The organism is Streptomyces marokkonensis, from assembly GCF_008312835.1.
In the GTDB taxonomy this organism is placed as follows: domain Bacteria; phylum Actinomycetota; class Actinomycetes; order Streptomycetales; family Streptomycetaceae; genus Streptomyces; species Streptomyces marokkonensis_A.
Genome location: NZ_VSKS01000009.1, coordinates 123,625 through 143,126 on the forward strand (window position 1 = coordinate 123,625; position 19,502 = coordinate 143,126).

Below are 19,502 nucleotides of genomic sequence, written 5' to 3' on the forward strand. Positions count from 1 at the left end.
GACTCCTGTTCCGTTCGTCCGCGGTCAGAGCGCGTCCGGGCCGCGCTCGCCGGTCCGCACCCGTACGGCCGTCTCGACCGGGATCGACCAGACCTTGCCGTCGCCGATCTTCCCGGTGCGGGCCGCCTTGACCACGACCTCGATCAGCTGTTCGGCGTCGTCGTCCTCGACCAGCACCTCGATGCGGATCTTGGGCACCAGGTCGACGGTGTACTCGGCACCGCGGTAGACCTCGGTGTGGCCGCGCTGGCGGCCGTAGCCGCTGGCCTCGGTGACGGTCAGACCGTGTACTCCGAAGGCCTGCAGGGCCTCCTTGATCTCGTCGAGCCGGTGCGGCTTCACGACGGCGGTGATGAGCTTCATGCGTCCACCTTCTTGCTCTCGGCCGGGGCGACGGGGGCGGTGACTGCGGTGCGGGCCGCGCCGCCGCCGGCGCCGCTGAAGTCGTATGCGGTCTCGGCGTGCTCGGCCTGGTCGATACCGGCCACCTCGTCGTCCTCGGAGACTCGCATACCGATCGTCTTGTCGAGGAGGAAGGCGAGGACCGCGGAGACGACCAGGGAGTAGGCGAGGACGCCGAAGACACCGGCGCACTGCTTCCAGAACTGGTCAAGACCGCCGCCGTAGAAGAGGCCCGCGACGTCGGACTGGCCCTTGCCGGTGGCGAAGAAGCCGATGAGGAGAGAACCGAGGATGCCGCCGACGAGGTGGACGCCGACGACGTCGAGGGAGTCGTCGTAGCCGAGCTTGTACTTCAGGCCGACCGCCATGGCGCACAGCACACCGGCGATCGCGCCGACGGCGATCGCGCCGAGCGGGGAGACCGCTCCGCCGGCCGGGGTGATGGCGACCAGGCCGGAGACGGCGCCGGAGGCGGCACCCAGGGTGGTGAAGGCGCCGTGGCGGATCTTCTCGTAGGCGAGCCAGCCGAGGACCGCGGCGGCGGTGGCGACCTGGGTGTTGACGAACATCAGCGCGCCGACGCCGTCGTCGTTGCCGAGCCACGACCCGGCGTTGAAGCCGAACCAGCCGAACCACAGCAGCCCGGCGCCCAGCATGACCAGCGGGAGGCTGTGCGGGCGCATCGGGTCCTTCTTGAAGCCGATGCGCTTGCCGATCACCAGGATCACACCGAGCGCGGCGGCACCGGCGTTGATGTGGACGGCCGTACCGCCGGCGAAGTCGATGACGCCCAGCTCGAAGGCCCAGCCGCCGGCGCCCCAGACCCAGTGCGCGACCGGGAAGTAGACGACGGTGGCCCACAGGGCGACGAACAGGGCCCAGGCGGTGAACTTCACGCGGTCCGCGAGGGCGCCGCTGATCAGCGCGGGCGTGAGGACGGCGAACATCAGCTGGAAGACCAGGAAGACGAAGACCGGGATGGTGTAGCCGTCCCAGAGTTCGGTCAGCCCGATGTCGCTGAGGCCGACCCAGTCGGAGTTCCAGCCGATGAGGCTGCCGGTGTCGGTGCCGAACGCCATGGAGAAGCCGTACAGCACCCACAGGACGGTGACGATGCCGAGGCTGATGAAGCTCATCATCAGCATGTTCAGGGTGCTCTTGACCCGGACCATGCCTCCGTAGAAGAAGGCGAGACCCGGGGTCATGAGCATCACCAGGGCGGAACAGATGAGCATGAACCCTGTGTTGGCGGCGGACAGCGTGGGTGCGTCTGCGGCCAGGGTGATGGCTGGTGCCATCGGCGTCTCCTCGTCGTTGGTACGGCCCCGTGCGGGCGAAGCCTTGAGCGGATTGAGGGGTGGGCCGGTTATGCGCCATGAGATTGGCGCAGCGCCGTTTCGGTGGAAGCCCCTCGTTGTTTCGCCGCCGTGACGAAGGCACCTGGCGTGTTACGGGTCGATGAACTGCCGGATCCGGGGCGCGCCGATCGTTATCGTGGCGCAACCTTCGGTGTGCGGCGGTGAGCCGCGGCCGTGGAGAGGAAGAGCCGGCCGCGGACGGCCTCCGAATGACTGGCATGGGGGAGCCGAGTCGGGCAGTTCGGGAGGGCCGGCCGCGGCCGGGGTCCGGTGGTTCCCGGGGGTCAGACCGCCTCGGCGGTCTCGGGCAGCTCGATCGCGAGCCGCTCGGTGAGCTCGACGACTTCGGCGAGGTCCCCGAAGTCGCGTACGGCGGTGTCGACCGTCTTTCGAATACGAGTGCTGACCCGCTCGGAGCGGACCTTCTTGGCCGCCTTGATGGCCTCGGTGGCGAGAATCGTGCTCTGCTCGGGCTCGCGCTGGAGCAGATGGACCGTGGCCATGCCGACCAGGTTGAGGGCGTAGGAGCGCTGGTGCTCTCCGCCCTCCCGGCCGAAGAGTTCCACGGCCCGCTTCATCAGCGGCTCGGCGAGCGAGGCGTAGGTGGGGCTGCGGCCCGCGACGTAGGCGAGGTCGCGGTAGGAGTGGGAGTTCTCCGCGTAGAGCTCGGCCTCGGAGAAGAAGCGGATCCAGTCGGCGTCGGGCTCGTCCCACTCGTCGGCCTCGGCGAAGGTGTCCTCGGCCATCCGCACGGCCCGCTTGCACCGGCCGGGCTGGCCCATGTTGGCGTAGGCGCGGGCCTCCATCGCATACAGCATCGACTGGATGCGCGGGCTCGCACAGTCGCGGCTGCCGTACTGCGCGAGGTGGATCAGCTCCAGGGCGTCCTCGGGACGGCCCAGGTGGATCATCTGGCGGCTCATGCTGGACAGTACGTAGGAGCCGAGCGGCCGGTCACCCGCTTCCTTGGCGGCGTGCAGGGCGAGCACGAAGTACTTCTGCGCGGTGGGCTGGAGCCCGACGTCGTACGACATCCAGCCGGCCAGTTCGGCGAGTTCGGCGGCGACCTTGAACAGGCGTCGGGCGGTGGCCTCCGGCTGGGGCTCCTGGAGCAGGTCGGTCACCTCGTGCAGCTGTCCGACGACCGCCTTGCGGCGCAGGCCGCCGCCGCACTGGGCGTCCCACTGCCGGAACATCACGGTGGTGGTCTCCAGCAGGTCCAGCTCCGGCTTGGACAGCCGGCCGCGGGCGCGTGCGGAGGAGGAGACGGCCTCGGGCTCCGGCCGGGGCAGCGACGCGGGCGGCGTGGGCACGAGCCAGCGCTGCATGGGTTCGATGAGGGACGGGCCCGCGGAGAGGGCGAGCGAGCTCCCGAGGAAGCCGCGCCGCGCCAGCATCAGGTCGCTGCGCGAGAACTCGCTGAGCAGGGCCACGGTCTGCGGGCCCGTCCAGGGCAGGTCGACGCCGGTCGCGGAGGGTGCCGGGCGGGTGGTGCGCAGGCCCAGGTCCTCGACGGAGACGACGACGCCGAAGCGTTCGGAGAACAGCTCGGAGAGGATCCTGGGGATCGGCTCGCGCGGGTTCTCGCCGTCGAGCCAGCGGCGCACGCGTGAGGTGTCGGTGGAGATGTGGTTGGCGCCCAACTGGCGTGCCCTGCGGTTGACCTGCCGGGCGAGTTCGCCCTTGGACCAGCCGCTGCGGACGAACCACGAGGCGAGAAGCGCGTTCGGACGTTTCTCCGGACTCGCCGCGTTCGTCCCGCCACCGCCGTTGCCGCTCACTGGAACGCCCCCATCCCTGAAGACCACTTGTCGCTGAGTGCGCCAAGCCTTATCAGAATGCCGGTTGTCGGGGCCGCCCGTCCGGCTGTTGCCGCCCTTCGAACGGGAAGCCGAGTTGCCTCCGGCATACCCACGAGTGCATGTGCCCCAAGAAGCCGTGCACACAAAGTAACCCTACGATCACCCGTCCCACCATGGCGGAACCGCAATCGCCACCATTCGCCACCCCTTCGAATGAACTCACCGTGGCCGACCCGCGATTGACTTGACACAGGACAGCCAAGAGTGGATGCAGCGATGCGAGCAGGGGCGCGCATCACCCGGCACACCACCCCGGACACATCGAAGCGCGGGTTGGGCGGGTGAACGCGGGGAAGCCGGAAACAGAGCGTCACATCGCGCGTCCGTTGCGTGACCACCGGTACGTCGGACCCGTTGGAGGGGGCATGGGCTTCACGATCGGCATCAGTCGGGGCATCCGCGACATCCGGTCCGGCTCGCGCCGCCGGAACCGCTCGTCGGACGGCACCGTGGCGGCGGAGTACACCGGACTGTGGGGCTGGGACGTGGTGCCGGGTGTCCGGGCCGCCGCGGGCGCCTGCTCCTGCGGGCGGGCCCGATGCCCGGCACCGGGCGCCCATCCGCTGGACCACGCGCCGGTGATCCGCGCCGGGGCACCGCTGGACGAGGTGACCGCGCTCTGGTCCGAGTTCCCGGGCGCCTCGCTGATGCTGCCGGTGGGCGGGACGTTCGACGTGATCGAGGTGGCCGAGCCCGCGGGGCGCCACGCCCTGGCCCGGCTGGAGCGCATGGGCCTGCCGGTCGGCCCGGTCGCCGCCACCCCCGAGGGCCGCGCGCACTTCTTCGTCGCACCCGGGGCCGCCGCCGCCCTGCCCGAGCTGCTCTACCGCATGGGCTGGGACGACCCGGCTTCCCTGGACGTGCGCGGCCTCGGGCGCGGTACGCACATCACGGCACCCCCGTCCGACCGGGGCGGCCTCGGCCCGGTGCGCTGGCTGCGCTCCCCCGCCCTGGACTCGGCCTCCCGGCCGCCCGAGGCACGTCTGCTGCTGGGCACGCTCGCGTATGTGGCGCACCGCTCGGGCAGGTAGCCGCCCGGACACGGCGAAGCGCCCGTCCCCCGATCGGCTCGGGGGCGGGCGCTTCCTCGCGTGTGCCGGATCCGCCCGGGGACGTCACTCCCCGATGAGCGCGTCCACGAACGCCTCCGGCTCGAACGGCGCCAGGTCGTCCGCGCCCTCGCCGAGCCCGATCAGCTTGACCGGAACGCCCAGCTCGCGCTGCACGGCGATCACGATGCCGCCCTTGGCCGTGCCGTCCAGCTTGGTGAGCACGATGCCGGTGATGTCGACGACCTCGGCGAAGACCCGGGCCTGGACCAGACCGTTCTGACCGGTGGTGGCGTCGAGCACGAGCAGCACCTCGTCCAGCGGGGCCTGCTTCTCCACGACGCGCTTGACCTTGCCGAGCTCGTCCATGAGACCGGTCTTGGTGTGCAGCCGCCCGGCGGTGTCGATGAGCACCGCGTCGGCGGCCATGTCCTTGCCCTCCTTGACCGCGTCGAAGGCGACGGAGGCGGGGTCGCCGGCCTCCGGACCGCGCACGGTGTGGGCACCGACCCGCTCACCCCAGGTCTGGAGCTGGTCGGCGGCGGCGGCACGGAAGGTGTCGGCGGCGCCGAGGACCACGGTGTTGCCGTCGGCGACCAGGACGCGGGCGAGCTTGCCGGTCGTGGTGGTCTTGCCGGTGCCGTTGACGCCGACGACCATCACGACGCCCGGGCCGCCGGCCGCGTTCTCGGTGTGCACGGTGCGGTCCATGGTGGGACCGACCAGCGTGATCAGCTCCTCGCGGAGCAGTCCGCGCAGGTCCTCGGGGGTGCGGGTGCCGAGCACCCGCACGCGCTCGCGCAGCCGCTCGACCAGTTCCTGGGTGGGCTGCACCCCGACGTCGGCGGTGATCAGGATGTCTTCCACCTCCTCCCAGGTGTCCTCGTCGAGGTGCTCGCGGGACAGCAGGGTGAGCAGGCCCTTGCCCAGGGCGTTCTGCGAACGGGAGAGACGGGCGCGCAGCCGGACCAGCCGGCCGGCGGTGGGCTCCGGGATCTCGATGACCGGAGCCTCGGCGGCGGGCGGTTCCTCGATGACGACGGGACCGGCGCCCGCCGGAAGATCAACCTCCTCGATGGTGCGCCGCGGTTCCTCCCGCGGCGTCTCGGCCTCTTCGCCGACGTGCGGCTCGGCCGGGGGGGCGGTGATGTCGGGCGCGGAGGGCGGTGGCGGGGGCAGCGGCTTCTTGCGCCGGCTGCCGACGATGAGCCCGCCGAGCGCGCCGAGCACGACCACGGCGATGACTACAGCAAGGATGACGATGTCCATAACGCGTCCAGTATCGGCCATGGGTACCCCGCGCGCGCCGATCGCGGCCCGCGCCGGACGGTGCGTGCCGCGCGGTGCGGGTGGTGTCCCGGCCCGGGGCGGCCGCCGCCCCGGGCATGCCGCCGCCCCGGCTCGGACGGTGGCCGGGCCGGGGCGGCGGGTGGGGGGTACGGGAAGAGGGGCAGCGGGGACTTGAGCCCTTCTCCCCGGGCTTGGCGGGCTGTCGCTCAGCCCATCTCCTCCAGCGACTTGCCCTTCGTCTCCTTCACGAACTTCAGGACGAACGGGATGGAGAGCGCGGCGAAGACCGTGTAGATCACGTAGGTGACCGACAGGTTCCAGTCGGCCAGCGAGGGGAAGCTCGCGGTGATGGCCCAGTTGGCGATCCACTGCGCGGCGGCGGCGACACCGAGGGCGGCGGCGCGGATCCGGTTGGGGAACATCTCGCCGAGCATGACCCAGACGACCACACCCCACGACAGGGCGAAGAAGAGGACGAAGACGTGCGCGGCGATCAGGGCGACCCAGCCCTGGGTGGCGGGCAGCCGGCCGTCGACGAGGTCGTGGGAGAAGGCCCAGGCCTCCAGCGCGAGACCGATCACCATGCCGACGGAGCCGATGATGGCGAGCGGCCTGCGGCCGATGCGGTCGACGAAGATCATCGCGATGACGGTGCCGACGATGTTGATGATCGACGTGGTGAAGGAGTAGAAGAACGAGGCCGTCGGGTCGACGCCGACCGACTGCCACAGTGTCGCCGAGTAGTAGAAGGCGACGTTGATGCCGACGAACTGCTGGAAGACGGACAGTCCGATGCCGATCCAGACGATCGGCTTGAAGAAGAAGCTGCCGCCGAGCAGGTCCTTGAAGCTGGACTTCTCGTCACGGCGCATCGCCGACTCGATCTCAGTGACGCGGGCGTCGAGGTCGATGTCCTTGCCCTCGACCTCTTCGAGGATCCGCCGGGCGCGCTCGTGCTTGCCGACGGAGACCAGGTAGCGCGGGGACTCGGGGATGGCGAAGGAGAGCAGCCCGTAGAGGACGGCGGGTACGACCATGACGCCGAGCATGACCTGCCAGGCCTCCAGGCCCATGATCTCACCGCGCTGGTCGCCGTCGGCGGCGTTCAGGATGCCCCAGTTGACCAGCTGCGACACGGCGATGCCGACGACGATCGCGGCCTGCTGGAAGGAGCCGAGCCGGCCGCGGTAGGCGGGCGGGGCGACCTCGGCGATGTAGGCCGGGCCGATGACGGACGCCATGCCGATGGCGAAGCCGCCGACGATCCGCCAGAAGGCGAGGTCGTACAGCGAGAAGGGCAGCGCGGAGCCGATGGCGCTGACGGTGAACAGGACCGCGGCGATCTGCATGCACCGGATGCGGCCGATGCGGTCGGCTATGCGGCCGGCGGTCGCGGCGCCGATGGCACAGCCGATCAGGGCGACGGCGATGACCTGTGCGAGCGCGGCGGAGCCGATGTCGTAGCGGTCGCGGACGGCCTCGACGGCGCCGTTGATGACGGAGCTGTCGTAGCCGAAGAGGAAGCCGCCCATGGCGGCCGCCGCCGCGATGAAGACGACGTGCCCGAGATGTTCGGGGTGAGCCGTCCCGGCTCCTGCTGTCTGTGCCTGCGTCGTGCTGGTCACGTGTACTCCTCGGGCCACCGGCAACATCGCCGGATGGGGGTCAGCCCTTCGAGGTCCAGCTGAAGGTACCTGAAGGTAAAAACAACATTGCAGAGACTATGGCTTCAACTTTTGAAGTCAATAGGCCTGCGCCTGTGAGTTTGGAGACGCACGAGGGTAGGGATCGTTCAGAACTTGAAGGTTCTGTGTCGCTCTAGCGCAGACGCTGGCTGATGACCTTGGACACGCCGTCGCCCTGCATGGAGACGCCGTACAGCGCGTCGGCGACCTCCATGGTGCGCTTCTGGTGCGTGATCACGATCAGCTGCGAGGCCTCCTGCAGCTCCTGCATGATGCGGATCAGCCGCTGGAGGTTGGTGTCGTCGAGGGCGGCCTCGACCTCGTCCATGACGTAGAACGGACTGGGCCGCGCCTTGAAGATCGACACGAGCATCGCCACGGCGGTCAGGGAGCGCTCGCCGCCCGAGAGCAGCGACAGCCGCTTGACCTTCTTGCCGGGCGGACGCGCCTCGACATCCACGCCCGTGGTGAGCATGTTGTCCGGGTCGGTCAGCACCAGGCGCCCCTCACCGCCCGGGAACAGCCGGGAGAAGACGCCCTCGAACTCCCGGGCCGTGTCCCGGTAGGCCTCGGTGAAGACCTGTTCGACCCGTTCGTCGACCTCCTTGACGACCTGGAGCAGGTCCGCGCGGGTCTTCTTCAGGTCCTCCAGCTGCTCGCTGAGGAACTGGTGGCGTTCCTCGAGCGCCGCGAACTCCTCCAGGGCGAGCGGGTTCACCTTGCCGAGCTGCTGGTACGCGCGCTCGGCGGCCTTCAGGCGTTTCTCCTGCTCGGCCCGTACGAAGGGGCGGGGCCTGTTGCGCGGATGGTCCGGGTCCTCCGGCAGCTGTTCGCCCTCGGCGGGGGGCGAGGGCGGCACCGGCTGGTGCGGGCCGTACTCCGACACCAGCCCGGCCGGTTCGACACCCAGTTCCTCCAGCGCCCTCGTCTCCAGCTGCTCCATCCGCAGCCGCTTCTCGGCGCCGAGTACCTCGCCCCGGTGAACTGAATCCGTCAACTTGTCGAGTTCCGCCTTGAGATCGCGCCCCTCGGTGCGGGCGCGGGCGAGTTCCTGCTCGCGACGGGCCTTGGCGGCCTCGGCGGCGGCGCGCTCCTCGTCCGCGCGGGCCAGGGAGACCTCGACGTGGGCGAGCAGTTGCCGGGCGCCGGAGGCGACGGCGCCGGCGACGGCCGCCTCGTGGCGCAGCCGGGCCCTGCGCTGTTCGGCGCGTGCGCGTGCCTCGCGCTCCGCGCGGGCGGCGCGGTCCAGGGAATCGGCCCGTCCGGCCAGCGCCTTGACCCGCTCCTCGTGGGTACGGGCCTGGAGGCGGGCCTCCATCTCGGTCTGGCGGGCGTTGGCGCCGTCGGCGGCGAGCCGGTCGCGCACGGCGGTGTCGGGCTCCTCCTCGAACGGCATCTCCTCGGCGACCGCGAGCCGTTCGGCGAGTTCCTCGACGTCCGTGAGCGCCTTGTCGAGTGCTTCCTGCGCCCGGGCGGCGGCGGCTCCGGCCCGTTCCGCCTCCCCGGCCGCACCGCGCGCCTGTCCGGCGAGCCGGCCGAGCTGCTGGGCGACGGAGGACTTCTCCCGGTCGGCGGCCCGGCGCCGCTCCCCCAATTCCTCGACGAGGGCCGCGCACTCCCGGCGCCGTCCGGCCGCCGCCTCCTGTGCCCCGGCCAGCTCCTCGCACCGCACGGCCAGCTCCTCCAGCTCGGCGGCGGCCTCGTCCACGGATGCCTGCACTTCCAGCAGGCTGGGGGCGCCCGCTGAGCCGCCGTGCGCGAAGTGGGCGCCCAGGAGGTCGCCCTCGGCGGTGACGGCGGTGAGGTCGGGGCGGGCGCGGACGAGGTCCTCGGCGTCCTCCAGGGTGTCCACGACGACGACGCCGCGCAGGAGGCGGCGTACGGCGGGCATGAGGTCGGCCGGCCCCCTGACCAGGCCGGCGGCGGGACGCCCGGCGGGGAGGAGGGAGGCGGGCGGTCCGGCGTCCGCCGGGCCGCCGTGGCCGGCCGTGCGGGGCGGGCGCGGATCGGCGCCGCCGGCGGGCCCGCCGAGGAGGTCCGGGTCGGGGGCGGGCGGCTGCTCCGGGGTTCCCGCCAGGAGCAGGGCCGCTCGGCCCGCGTCCTGCTTGCGGAGCAGGCGGATCGCGTCGGCCGCGGCGGACGGTGAGGTCACCGCGAGGGCGTCCGCCGCCGCACCGAACGCCGCCGCGAGGGGCACCTCGTAGCCCGCCGTCACCGTCAGCAGCTCCGCGGCCGGGCCCAGCAGTCCCGTGAGGCGGTCCTTCGCGCCCAGCAGGGCGCCGGTGCCGTCCTTGCGGCGCAGGCCGAGCGCCAGTGCCTCGTGGCGGGCCTGGGTGGCGGCGCGCCTGCGTTCCGCCGCGGTGACCTCCTCGCGCGCGGCGGTGAGGGCGGCTTCCGCCTCCGTGAGCCGCCGCTTGGCCTCCTCGTGCCGGTCGGCGAGTTCGGCGTCCCCCGCGTCGAGGCCGTCGACCTCTGCCCGGAGGGCCTCGTACTCCTCCTGCGCGGCGGTGGCCCGCTCCCGGGCCTCGTCACGGGCGACGGCCAGCCGCTCGATCTCGGCCTGGGCCGCGGCGGCACGCGAACGGGCGGCACCCACCTGTCCCTTGAGGCGGGCAAGCCCTTCACGCCGGTCGGCGATGGCCCGCGCGGCGTCCTTCAGCCGCCGTTCCTCCTGGGCGAGTTCGCGTTCCAGCTCCGCGCGGTGGGCGACCGTGTCCTCCAGGGCGCGCTCGGCCGCCTCCAGCGCGGCCTCGAGCTCGGCCTCCTGCTCACGGATGCGGGCGGCCTCGCGCTCCATGTCCTCGGGGTCACGGCCGCGCCGCTCCTCGGGGGGTGCGGAGGTGGCGCTCTTCACGCGGGCGTCGGCCAGCGAGATGGTGCCGCGCACCCGCTCGGCGAGCTGGGAGAGCTCGTACCAGGTCTGCTGGGCGTTGTGCAGCCGCGGGCTGAGCCGGCGTACCTCGTCCTCCAGGAGGGCCTCACGCTGGAGGGCCTTCTTCAGCTCGGTCTCGGCCGCCTCCTTGCGCTCCTTGAGGGCGGCCTCGTCGGCGATCTCGGCCTGCAGTGCCTCGCGCAGCCGTACGAGGTCGTCGGCGAGCAGCCGCAGCCGCGCGTCGCGCAGGTCGGCCTGGATGACGGCGGCCCTGCGGGCGACCGCGGCCTGGCGGCCGAGCGGCTTGAGCTGGCGCCGTAGCTCGTCGGTGAGGTCCTGCACGCGCGCGAGGTTGGCCTGCATCGCGTCCAGCTTCCGCAGCGCCTTCTCCTTGCGCTTGCGGTGCTTGAGGACGCCGGCGGCCTCCTCGATGAAGGCGCGGCGGCCCATGGGGTCGGCGTGCAGTACGGAGTCGAGCTGGCCCTGGCCGACGATGACGTGCATCTCACGGCCGATGCCGGAGTCGGAGAGCAGCTCCTGGATGTCGAGGAGACGGCAGGTGTCGCCGTTGATCTGGTACTCGCTGCCGCCGTTGCGGAACATGATCCGCGTGATGGTGACCTCGGCGTACTCGATGGGGAGGGCACCGTCGGAGTTGTCGATGGTGAGCGACACCTCGGCGCGGCCCAGCGGCGGCCGCCCGGTGGTGCCGGCGAAGATGACGTCCTCCATCTTGCCGCCGCGCAGCGACTTGGCACCCTGTTCCCCCATGACCCAGCTGAGCGCGTCCACGACATTGGACTTGCCCGAGCCGTTCGGGCCGACGACGCACGTGATCCCCGGTTCGAACCGGAGCGTGGTCGCGGAGGCGAACGACTTGAAGCCGCGGAGGGTCAGGGCCTTGAGGTGCACGCCGCCGGACTTTACCCGCCGGCCATGTCTCACTCCATGAACGCGCGGTTTCGCGGGTGAACGCGAGGGGCACACCAGACGTTGAAGACGGTGAAAGGATGCGCGGGGCAAGAAGCGCCGTGCACCGGGGGCGCGGGGGCGAGGACACGGAGGAGAAAGAAAGAAGGGACGCCGTGGCGTCCCTTGCAGTTCTGACTGCTTGGCGGTGGTGACGGGCAGGCCCGCCCACTGCTCTACTGATTCTTGAGCGTGCAGTGATCAGGTGAGCGCAGGCTCCGCCTGGTGTGCGTCAACGCTCTCCATGATCCTGTCGTGAGAAGCGGCAGCGGCCAGCGCGTCCTTCTCCGCCTGGATCCGCACGAGCTCGGATTCCAGGTCCTGGACGCGCTGCTGGAGCCGTCGCATCTCGGCGAGGAGTCGCGGGTCGGAGCCGCCGACGTAACCGAGAAGCGCCTTTGCCATGATGGATGGTCCTCCACAATGAGTGACCGACCGATGCGGTGTGGGTCGTGAGGGATTCGCACCCGCGGTGCTTGGCAGGCCTGGAATTGTGCTGCCGTTCAGCCATGCCAAACAGCTAAGGTGCGCGGGGCTTTCAGCGTCTCACCAAAAAGTTTGAGGGTCAACACGATCACGCCCCGTATTGGCGGACAACCGGGTGCACACGGCCGGGAAACGGCGGCGTCGCGACTCTCACGGGCCCTCGGGACGTGGCGATCATCTTGGCGGCCGGAGCCGCGCATGGCAAGCCTTCTCCGCAATCACCAGGACGTTTTCATCGACGACGGGCTCCGACGCGAACCGGACGGGCCTCCCCGCCCCCCGTCCGGCGGGCCGGCTCAGCGGACGGCGAAGCCCTCGTAGCCACCGCGCGGTGTGTCCCAGATCTCGGTGACTCCGTCCACGCTTCCGGGCGTGTCGCCGCCCTGGAGCCAGTCGAGCAGCCCTTCGCAGCGCTCGCGGGAGCCCTCGGCCACCACCTGGACCCTGCCGTCGTCCAGATTGAGAGCAAAACCACTCAGGCCGCCGATCTCCAGGGCCTTGGCCCGGGTGAACCAGCGGAAACCCACACCTTGGACACGTCCCCGCACCCAGGCGACCAGTCGCACATCCTCGCTCATGGCTGCAACCTAACCGGACAAAGTCACGCTGGGCACTCCGCCCCCTGGCGCCATGCGGTACCGTCCCCACCCATGAATCTCATATGAAACTCACTCGTACGTGTGAGTTTTGTGATCATCGAGTTTCGGACTGGTCGCGAGGACGAGTCGACCGCAAGGACGAGGAAGGCCAGGACATGGGACGCCACCGACGCTCCGCCGCCGGCCGCGCCGCCACGAGCCGCGCCACCGGGGTCACTCACCACGGCAGCCCCTACGACGGAGGCCCTGACCCCCTGGGCGACCGGGCAGGCGGCCCGCCCACGATGGGCACGGCGCCGTATCTGAACCCGGAGGCCTACGCCGAGACGTACGCGAGGAGCGAGGCGTACCTCTACGCGACGGACGACGGCGGCGCGTACTCCGCCGCACACGACTTCACCCGGGGCGGCTTCCCCGACACCAGCTTTTCGACGGGCCAGGACCGGCCCGGTCACACGTCCGTGGGCGACGCCTTCCCGAACGACGGCTTCACCACCCGTGACGGCTTCTCTTCGCCCGAGGGCTTCACCAGCCCCGACGGGTTCACCGCACCCGGGGTCTTCACCACCCCCGACGGGTTCTCCACCCCGGACGGGTTCTCCACCCCGGACGGGTTCTCCACCCCGGACGGGTTCTCCACCCCGGACGGGTTCTCCACCCCGGACGGGTTCTCCGCACCCGAGGGCTTCTCGTCCTCGGACGGCTTCTTCTCCGACGAGGCCGACCGGTCCGCCGGCGGCCACCGGCGGCGGAAGAAGAAGGCCGCGACGCCGGTCCGCACCGGCCTGCTCGGCGTCTCCGCCGCCGTGGCCATCGGCACGGTCGCGGTGGCCACGGGCGCGGTGCCCGGCCTGGAGAACTACAAGCTCGGCGGCGACAGCACCGCCGGTGAGGAGGTGCAGGCCGGTGGCACGGTGACCAGCCTGCCCACCGAGCAGGGCGGCACGTCCGGCAGCGTGGAGCCCCCCGGCCGTGACGCGGGCACCCCGGCGAGCCGCGGCGGAGAGCGCTCCGCCTCGGCCGAGCCGTCCGGTTCGCCCTCCGCCTCGGCCGCGCCGACGCAGACCCCCGAGAAGAAGAAGCCGCAGGAGAAGAAGCCCGCGGCGCCCCCGGAGAAGGCTGCGGAGAAGACGCCGCCCCGTAAGGCGACGCCGGAGCCGGAGAAGAAGACGAACGTCCCGGGGCCCAACTCGGCGGAGTCCGCCGCCGGGGCCGAGGTGCTCCGGCTGGTCAACGCGGAGCGGGCCAAGGTGGGCTGCAGCCCGGTCGCCGCGAGCAGCGCGCTGACCGATCTGGCCACGGCCTTCAGCGACGACATGGCGAAGCGGGGCTTCTTCGACCACACGGACCCCGACGGGGACACCCCGTGGGACAGGGCCAAGGCGGCCGGCGTCAGCGGACTCGGCGGCGAGAACATAGCCCGGGGCCAGGCCGACGCCGAGGCAGTGATGCAGGCCTGGATGGACAGCCCCGGCCACAAGGCGAACATCCTGAACTGCGACTTCAAGACGCTGGGCGTGGGCGTCCACATGGGCCCGGGCGGCCCGTGGTGGACCCAGAACTTCGGCTACTGAGACGGCCGCAGGTCAAAGACCTGGCCCTGCCCCCCGGGCCGCCCCCGGGCCGTCTTTCGCGGGTTCCTCGTCCTGGAAGACGCGGCCCGCGGCGGCCCGGGTCCGGGTCTCGTCGCCCTCTTCCACCACGCGCCGTCACCCTGACACGATCGGCCCGTGACCGACGACGCCCGGCCCGATGAACCGACACCCGAGCGGATCCGCCGAGCGTGGTCGGCGACCGTGGCCGCACTGCCCGTAGGCACCCGCATCACAGGTCAGGTCGTCGAGCGCCGGCCTTTCGGCGTCTTCCTTCGCATCGACGAGGTGCCCCAGGCGGTCGGACTGGCGGACATCGGCTCCATGCCGCCCGGCGCGAGCCTTCCAGCACAGGGAGACCGGATCAGTGGAGAGGTCGTCTGGCACACCGATCACAACCATCAGGTGAGGGTCGCACTCAGCGAGTGGATCGATCGCGGCTGAGTCGGACGTCACCGGCCTTGGTCACGGCTCCCCGCGGGGTCCACTGACCCACAGTTAGCGCAATCTGTCGGTTGGCGCCGCTCTGACATAGGGTGGACGGATGACGACCACCGGGATGCGGCCGGAGGGGCAGGAACTGCCCTTCAACGTGTTCGCCAAGGCATGCCCCTCGCGCGGCACGCTGGAGCATGTGACCGGCCGCTGGGGCGCGCTGACGCTGGGCGCGCTGTACGAGGGCTCGCTCCGGTTCAACGAGCTGCGCCGACGGGTCGACGGCGTGAGCGAGAAGATGCTGTCCCAGACGCTGCACGCGCTGGAGCGTGACGGCCTGGTGCTCCGTGAGGCCCAGCCCACCAACCCGCCCCGCGTGGACTACGAACTGACCCCGCTGGGCCGCGAGGTGGCGGAGCGTCTGCTGTCCCTCATCCACTACGTGGAGGGCAGCATGGACGCCGTGCTCCGGGCACGGGAGCGCTACGACGAGACGCGCGGCGCCCGCTGACACCGCGGGCAGAAGTAGCTGGACCGGTTCATCCACGCCCGCCGGCGCATCGGCGTGCCGCAGCGGCGGCAGGGCAGGCCCTCGCGGCCGTAGGCGTCCAGGGACCGGTCGAAGTAGCCGGACTCCCCGTTGACGTTGACGTAGAGGCTGTCGAAGCTGGTGCCGCCCACGGCGAGCGCGGAGTTCATGACGTCCCGGACGTGTCCCAGCAGGAGCAGGGTGCGCGGGCGGGTGAAGCCCGCCGTCGGGCGTTCGTAGTGGATGCGGGCGCGCCACAGCGCCTCGTCGGCATAGATGTTGCCGACACCGCTGATCAGTGACTGGTCGAGCAGGGCCCGCTTGATCGTGGTCCGCTTGCGGCGCAGGGCGCGGTGGAAGGCCTCGTCGTCGAAGAGCGGGTCAAGCGGGTCCCGGGCGATGTGCGCGATGACGTCCGGCACGCCGTCGGGGGTGTTGTCGTGCAGCGACAGACCGCCGAAGGTGCGCTGGTCGACGAACCGGAGTTCGGTGTCCAGGGAGTCGGTGAAGCGGACGCGGATCCGCAGGTGCTTCTCGTCCGGCGCCGTGTGCGGCTGGACCAGCAGCTGGCCGCTCATGCCGAGGTGGGCCAGCACGGACTGGTCGGTGTCCTCCAGCGGCAGCCAGAGGTACTTGCCGCGGCGGCTGGGCACACCGACGCGGTGGCCCCCCAGCCGGTGCGCGAAGTCGTCGGCGCCGGCGAGGTGACGGCGTACCGCGCGCGGATGCAGCACTTCGGCGTCGGCGACGGTCCGGTGGGCGACCCACCGCTCGAGTCCGCGCCGTACGACCTCGACCTCGGGCAGCTCGGGCATGGTCTCCCTCCAGGAACCGGTGTGAGAGCGCCGAGCGCCCGCCCCGGAGTCGGGGCGGGCGCTCGGGTCGCGCTGTTCGTCAGGCGGAGGCCGACGGGGCGTCGGCGCTCTTTCCGGAGGCTGCGGCTTCGGCGGCGTGGACGACCTCCTCGGCCTCGGCCGCCGCCTTGGCCCGCTCGTCCGCCGCGGCCCGGATGGACCGCCACGCGGACTCGGCGGCCTGCTGCTCCGCCTCCTTCTTGCTGCGGCCGGTGCCGGTGCCGTACGAGACGCCTCCGACGCGGGCGGCAGCAGTGAAGGTCTTCTCGTGGTCCGGGCCGGTCTCCGTGACCAGGTACTCGGGCACGCCGAGGCCTTCGGTCGCGGTGAGCTCCTGGAGACTGGTCTTCCAGTCCAGGCCGGCACCGAGGTTCGAGGATTTCTCGATCAAGGGGTCGAACAGGCGGTGCACCAGCTCCGCCGCCGAGTCCAGTCCCTGGTCGAGATAGACGGCGCCGATCACCGCTTCGAGGGTGTCGGCGAGAATGGATGCCTTGTCCCGGCCTCCCGTGCCCTCTTCACCGCGGCCGAGCCGGATGAAGGAGCCCAGTTCGAGCCCGCGGCCCACTTCCGCCAGCGCACGCGAGTTGACCACCGCGGCCCGCAGCTTGGCCAGTTGGCCTTCGGGCAGGTCGGGGTGGGTGCGGTACAGCGTGTCCGTGACGACGAGGCCGAGCACGGAGTCCCCGAGGAACTCCAGCCGCTCGTTCGTCGGCAGACCGCCGTTCTCGTACGCGTAGGAACGGTGGGTCAGCGCACGCACCAGAAGGGCGGACTCGACCTGGTAGCCGAGCCGCCCTTCCAGAAGCGTGTGGGACGAGGCCTGGTTGTCCGCAGAGTTTTTCTTCGGCGTGGACACAGTGCCTCTCACCAGCCGCTCAGACCTCGAGGACCTGGCGCTTGTTGTAGGTGCCGCAAGACGGGCACGCGATGTGCTGCTGCTTGGGCTCGTGGCAGCGCTCGCACGCAACCAGGGTGGGGACCGCAGCCTTCCACTGCGACCGGCGGTGGCGCGTGTTGCTGCGCGACATCTTCCGCTTCGGAACAGCCACGGCTACTTCTCCTGCTTCTCGTCGACGCCAGGTTCGGCGCCGCTCATCTCGTCCTTCTCGCCGTCCGTCATGGTGTCGGCGAGTCCCTGCAAAGCCGCCCAACGGATGTCGACGGCATCATGGTGGTGGTCCGGGTCGTCAGCGAGCCGTGCTCCGCACTCGGAGCACAGACCCGGGCAGTCTTCCTGGCACACCGGCTGCATCGGCAGTGCGAGCACCACCGCGTCGCGCAGCACCGGCTCGAGGTCGAGCAAGCCGTCCTCGAGGAAGAGCCTGTCCTCGTCGTCCTCGGCGTCGTCGCCCGGTTCCGCGATCACGCGGCCCCGGTCGTCGGCGTCATGGTACGAGAACAGCTCCTGGAAGTCCGCTTCGAGCTCCAGCTCCAGCGGCTCCAGACACCTTACGCACTCCCCACGGGCCCTGGCACGGCCGGTGCCTGTGACGAGCACACCATCCATGACCGACTCGAGCCGGAGTTCGAGCTCCACCGGGGCGCCTTCCGGCACTCCGATGATCCCTTGGACACCGAAGTCCTTGGGGGCGTCGACCGTACGGGACAGACGCTGCAGCGCACCGGGCCGCCGCCCCAGCTCGTGCGTGTCGAACACGAGGGGGTTGCGGTGGTCGAGGCGGGCGTTCAGGGTCATTCCTGCTTTCGGTCTTCGAGCTCATACCGCTGCCGTGCGGGATTCCCGGGCAGCTCGGATCGCGGGCGTATACGGCGACGGCGCAAGCGCACACGCGACCGAAGAGCCAGGATACTGGACCTTTCGCTCTCGGCCCAATCCGCCCCTACAGACCCCGCTCGCGCTCATAGGCACGCAGCTGCTCGGGCGTGATCATGCTGGTGTCGAAGAGGCTGGTCTCGTCCAGGGCATAGCCCTGCTGGGCCTGTTGCCGGGGCTGCTGGGCCTGGTTCGGATCGTACGCCTGCTGCTGGGCGTCGTAGCCCTGGTACCCGGCGTACGGGTCGGCCTGCTGGATGGGGGCGGCACCCGCCGGAGCGTAGCCGGAGCCGGGGGAGTACTGGTCCTGCCCGCCGCCGTACTGCTGCTGGTAACCGCCGTAGGGGTCCTGCTGCTGCGCGTAGCCGTAGGCGGGCTCCGGCTGGGTGTACGGCTGCTGCGGCTGCGGTTCGGGCTGCCTGGACGGTGCCTGGTCGGCGACCGTCGCGAGGTCGGCGAGGTAGTCCGCGTCGCTGGTGTGCTGGACGGTCGTGAGGTCGTCGGCGAGGGCGCCGAGGTCGTCGGAGGCGATCCGGCCGTGCAGCTTCTGCCGGCCCCGGCCGACCGCCTCCAGGGTCTTGGCGAGGACCGCCTCGAAGGCGCCGAGCTTGACGTCGACGTACTCGTCGGCGGTGCGGCGCAGCGTCTCCGGGTCGTGGCTGCGCTCGGGGGCGTCCTCGTCCTCGTAGCCCTGCTCGTCGAGGCCGGGACCGGTGCCGAGCAGCTTCTCACGGCCGCGGCCGACCGAGCCGAGCGTCTTGGTGAGGACGACCTCGAAGTTGGCGAGCTTGGAGTCGACGTAGTCGTCGGCTTCCGCGCGGATCTCCTCGGCCTCCTTGCGGGCCTCGGCGAGGATCCGGTCGGCCTCGGACTGCGAGCGGCGGGCGATCTCGGTGTCGGAGATCAGGGAGCCGCGCTGGGCGTGCGCGCTCTCGATGATCCGCTCGGCCTCCTGGCGGGCCTGCTCGACCATCTGTTCCCGGCCGCCGATCAACTCCTGGGCCTGGGCGAGGGAGTCGGGCAGTGCCGCGCGCACCTCGTCCAGCATCGAGAGCAGTTCGGCGCGGTTGACCACGCACGAGGCCGACATGGGCATCGACCGGGCACCGGAGACCGCGGCGACGATCTCGTCGAGCTTCTTCTGCACGTCCACCTGTGCTCGCCACTCTCTACAGCTGTGTTGGAGACGGACGGGACGACTGTACGGCCCTGGGGCGCCCGGTGGACACCGGCCGCCCGCACGGCGACGGCCGTGCGCCGGGTCAGTCCTTGCGCAGGCGTCCGGTGAGGGCCGTCAGGACCTCCGGCGGCACCAGGTGGGAGACGTCGCCGCCCCACGCCGCGACCTCCTTGACGAGCGAGGAGGACAGGAAGCTGTAGGTGGGGTTGGTGGGGACGAAGAGGGTCTCCACGCCGGAGAGGCCGTTGTTCATCTGGGCCATCTGCAGTTCGTAGTCGAAGTCGCTGACCGCGCGCAGGCCCTTGACGATGGCGGGGATGTCGCGCTGCTTGCAGAAGTCGACGAGAAGGCCGTGGAAGGCCTCGACGCGGACGTTGCCGTACTCGGCGGTGACCCGGCGGATCAGGTCGATCCGCTCCTCGATCTCGAACAGTCCCTTCTTGGACTGGTTGATCATCACCGCGACGTAGACCTCGTCGTACAGCCGGGAGGCCCGGGCAATGATGTCGAGGTGTCCGTTGGTGATCGGGTCGAACGACCCGGGGCATACGGCGCGGCGCACT

Annotated in this window: 18 protein-coding genes; 4 read left to right on the forward strand and 14 right to left on the reverse strand. The window is 71.0% G+C overall.

The window, feature by feature from the left end:
* Positions 1–24: 24 nt before the first annotated feature.
* The 3 genes from F1615_RS17565 to F1615_RS17575 form a co-directional block, all read right to left on the reverse strand.
* Positions 25–363 (reverse strand): P-II family nitrogen regulator, encoded by a 339-nt coding sequence (locus tag F1615_RS17565; protein WP_037933299.1) that lies wholly within the window; start codon positions 361–363, stop codon positions 25–27.
* Positions 360–1,700, reverse strand: coding sequence for an ammonium transporter (locus F1615_RS17570; RefSeq protein ID WP_149549937.1), 1,341 nt, complete (start codon positions 1,698–1,700; stop codon positions 360–362). Before F1615_RS17570 ends, F1615_RS17565 begins: the two co-directional genes overlap by 4 nt.
* 344 nt (positions 1,701–2,044) lie before the next feature.
* Entirely contained in the window at positions 2,045–3,541 is a 1,497-nt protein-coding gene (locus F1615_RS17575) for a hypothetical protein (RefSeq protein WP_149549938.1), read from the reverse strand.
* A gap of 446 nt (positions 3,542–3,987) precedes the next feature.
* Between F1615_RS17575 and F1615_RS17580 the strand changes: the two genes are divergently transcribed.
* Positions 3,988–4,653, forward strand: a complete 666-nt coding sequence (locus F1615_RS17580) for a bifunctional DNA primase/polymerase (RefSeq protein ID WP_149549939.1) — start codon at positions 3,988–3,990, stop codon at positions 4,651–4,653.
* A gap of 84 nt (positions 4,654–4,737) precedes the next feature.
* On the opposite strand, the gene ftsY is transcribed toward F1615_RS17580, so the two are convergent.
* From ftsY to F1615_RS17610, 5 genes are all read right to left on the reverse strand, one after another.
* Positions 4,738–5,940, reverse strand: coding sequence for a signal recognition particle-docking protein FtsY (gene ftsY / locus F1615_RS17585; protein WP_149549940.1), 1,203 nt, complete (start codon positions 5,938–5,940; stop codon positions 4,738–4,740).
* A gap of 227 nt (positions 5,941–6,167) precedes the next feature.
* On the reverse strand, positions 6,168–7,586 hold the full coding sequence (locus F1615_RS17590) for a sugar porter family MFS transporter (protein ID WP_149549941.1): 1,419 nt from the start codon (positions 7,584–7,586) through the stop codon (positions 6,168–6,170).
* A gap of 193 nt (positions 7,587–7,779) precedes the next feature.
* Positions 7,780–11,430 (reverse strand): AAA family ATPase, encoded by a 3,651-nt coding sequence (locus F1615_RS17595; RefSeq protein WP_149549942.1) that lies wholly within the window; start codon positions 11,428–11,430, stop codon positions 7,780–7,782.
* Between the two features lie 258 nt (positions 11,431–11,688).
* Positions 11,689–11,892: a hypothetical protein gene (locus tag F1615_RS17605; RefSeq protein ID WP_030824772.1), complete on the reverse strand. Its 204-nt coding sequence runs from the start codon at positions 11,890–11,892 to the stop codon at positions 11,689–11,691.
* A 377-nt stretch (positions 11,893–12,269) separates the two neighbouring features.
* Complete coding sequence (locus tag F1615_RS17610) at positions 12,270–12,551, reverse strand: acylphosphatase (protein ID WP_149549943.1); 282 nt, start codon at positions 12,549–12,551, stop codon at positions 12,270–12,272.
* Between the two features lie 176 nt (positions 12,552–12,727).
* Here F1615_RS17610 and F1615_RS17615 point away from each other — a divergent pair, with 176 nt between their 5' ends.
* From F1615_RS17615 to F1615_RS17625, 3 genes are all read left to right on the forward strand, one after another.
* On the forward strand, positions 12,728–14,146 hold the full coding sequence (locus F1615_RS17615; RefSeq protein WP_149550056.1) for a CAP domain-containing protein: 1,419 nt from the start codon (positions 12,728–12,730) through the stop codon (positions 14,144–14,146).
* 156 nt (positions 14,147–14,302) lie between these two features.
* Positions 14,303–14,608: a hypothetical protein gene (locus F1615_RS17620; RefSeq protein WP_208818342.1), complete on the forward strand. Its 306-nt coding sequence runs from the start codon at positions 14,303–14,305 to the stop codon at positions 14,606–14,608.
* 100 nt (positions 14,609–14,708) lie between these two features.
* Positions 14,709–15,110: a winged helix-turn-helix transcriptional regulator gene (locus F1615_RS17625; RefSeq protein WP_149549944.1), complete on the forward strand. Its 402-nt coding sequence runs from the start codon at positions 14,709–14,711 to the stop codon at positions 15,108–15,110.
* Here F1615_RS17625 and mutM read toward each other — a convergent pair.
* The 6 genes from mutM to coaD all read right to left on the reverse strand — a co-directional run bounded on the left by mutM (position 15,083) and on the right by coaD (position 19,501).
* Complete coding sequence (mutM, locus tag F1615_RS17630; protein WP_149549945.1) at positions 15,083–15,943, reverse strand: bifunctional DNA-formamidopyrimidine glycosylase/DNA-(apurinic or apyrimidinic site) lyase; 861 nt, start codon at positions 15,941–15,943, stop codon at positions 15,083–15,085. The genes F1615_RS17625 and mutM overlap by 28 nt on opposite strands.
* A 79-nt stretch (positions 15,944–16,022) precedes the next feature.
* Positions 16,023–16,841, reverse strand: a complete 819-nt coding sequence (rnc, locus tag F1615_RS17635; protein ID WP_149549946.1) for a ribonuclease III — start codon at positions 16,839–16,841, stop codon at positions 16,023–16,025.
* Positions 16,842–16,860: 19 nt separating this feature from the next.
* Positions 16,861–17,034, reverse strand: a complete 174-nt coding sequence (rpmF, locus tag F1615_RS17640; RefSeq protein ID WP_003951102.1) for a 50S ribosomal protein L32 — start codon at positions 17,032–17,034, stop codon at positions 16,861–16,863.
* A 2-nt stretch (positions 17,035–17,036) separates the two neighbouring features.
* Positions 17,037–17,681: a YceD family protein gene (locus F1615_RS17645; protein WP_149549947.1), complete on the reverse strand. Its 645-nt coding sequence runs from the start codon at positions 17,679–17,681 to the stop codon at positions 17,037–17,039.
* Positions 17,682–17,826: 145 nt separating this feature from the next.
* Positions 17,827–18,912: an ATP synthase F0 subunit B gene (locus F1615_RS17650; protein ID WP_149549948.1), complete on the reverse strand. Its 1,086-nt coding sequence runs from the start codon at positions 18,910–18,912 to the stop codon at positions 17,827–17,829.
* 109 nt (positions 18,913–19,021) lie between these two features.
* The gene (coaD, locus tag F1615_RS17655; RefSeq protein ID WP_208818343.1) at positions 19,022–19,501 is read right to left on the reverse strand and encodes a pantetheine-phosphate adenylyltransferase; all 480 of its coding nucleotides are present in this window, start codon (positions 19,499–19,501) and stop codon (positions 19,022–19,024) included.
* Position 19,502: the final 1 nt, after the last annotated feature.

Excerpts from the sequence above, each read along its gene's own strand:
- F1615_RS17565 (WP_037933299.1), bottom strand. The coding sequence starts at position 363 with ATGAAGCTCATCACCGCCGTCGTGAAGCCGCACCGGCTCGACGAGATC.
- F1615_RS17570 (WP_149549937.1), bottom strand. The coding sequence starts at position 1,700 with ATGGCACCAGCCATCACCCTGGCCGCAGACGCACCCACGCTGTCCGCC.
- F1615_RS17580 (WP_149549939.1), top strand. The coding sequence starts at position 3,988 with ATGGGCTTCACGATCGGCATCAGTCGGGGCATCCGCGACATCCGGTCC.
- ftsY (WP_149549940.1), bottom strand. The coding sequence starts at position 5,940 with ATGGACATCGTCATCCTTGCTGTAGTCATCGCCGTGGTCGTGCTCGGC.
- F1615_RS17605 (WP_030824772.1), bottom strand. The coding sequence starts at position 11,892 with ATGGCAAAGGCGCTTCTCGGTTACGTCGGCGGCTCCGACCCGCGACTC.
- F1615_RS17610 (WP_149549943.1), bottom strand. The coding sequence starts at position 12,551 with ATGAGCGAGGATGTGCGACTGGTCGCCTGGGTGCGGGGACGTGTCCAA.
- F1615_RS17615 (WP_149550056.1), top strand. The coding sequence starts at position 12,728 with ATGGGACGCCACCGACGCTCCGCCGCCGGCCGCGCCGCCACGAGCCGC.
- F1615_RS17625 (WP_149549944.1), top strand. The coding sequence starts at position 14,709 with ATGACGACCACCGGGATGCGGCCGGAGGGGCAGGAACTGCCCTTCAAC.
- mutM (WP_149549945.1), bottom strand. The coding sequence starts at position 15,943 with ATGCCCGAGCTGCCCGAGGTCGAGGTCGTACGGCGCGGACTCGAGCGG.
- F1615_RS17645 (WP_149549947.1), bottom strand. The coding sequence starts at position 17,681 with ATGACCCTGAACGCCCGCCTCGACCACCGCAACCCCCTCGTGTTCGAC.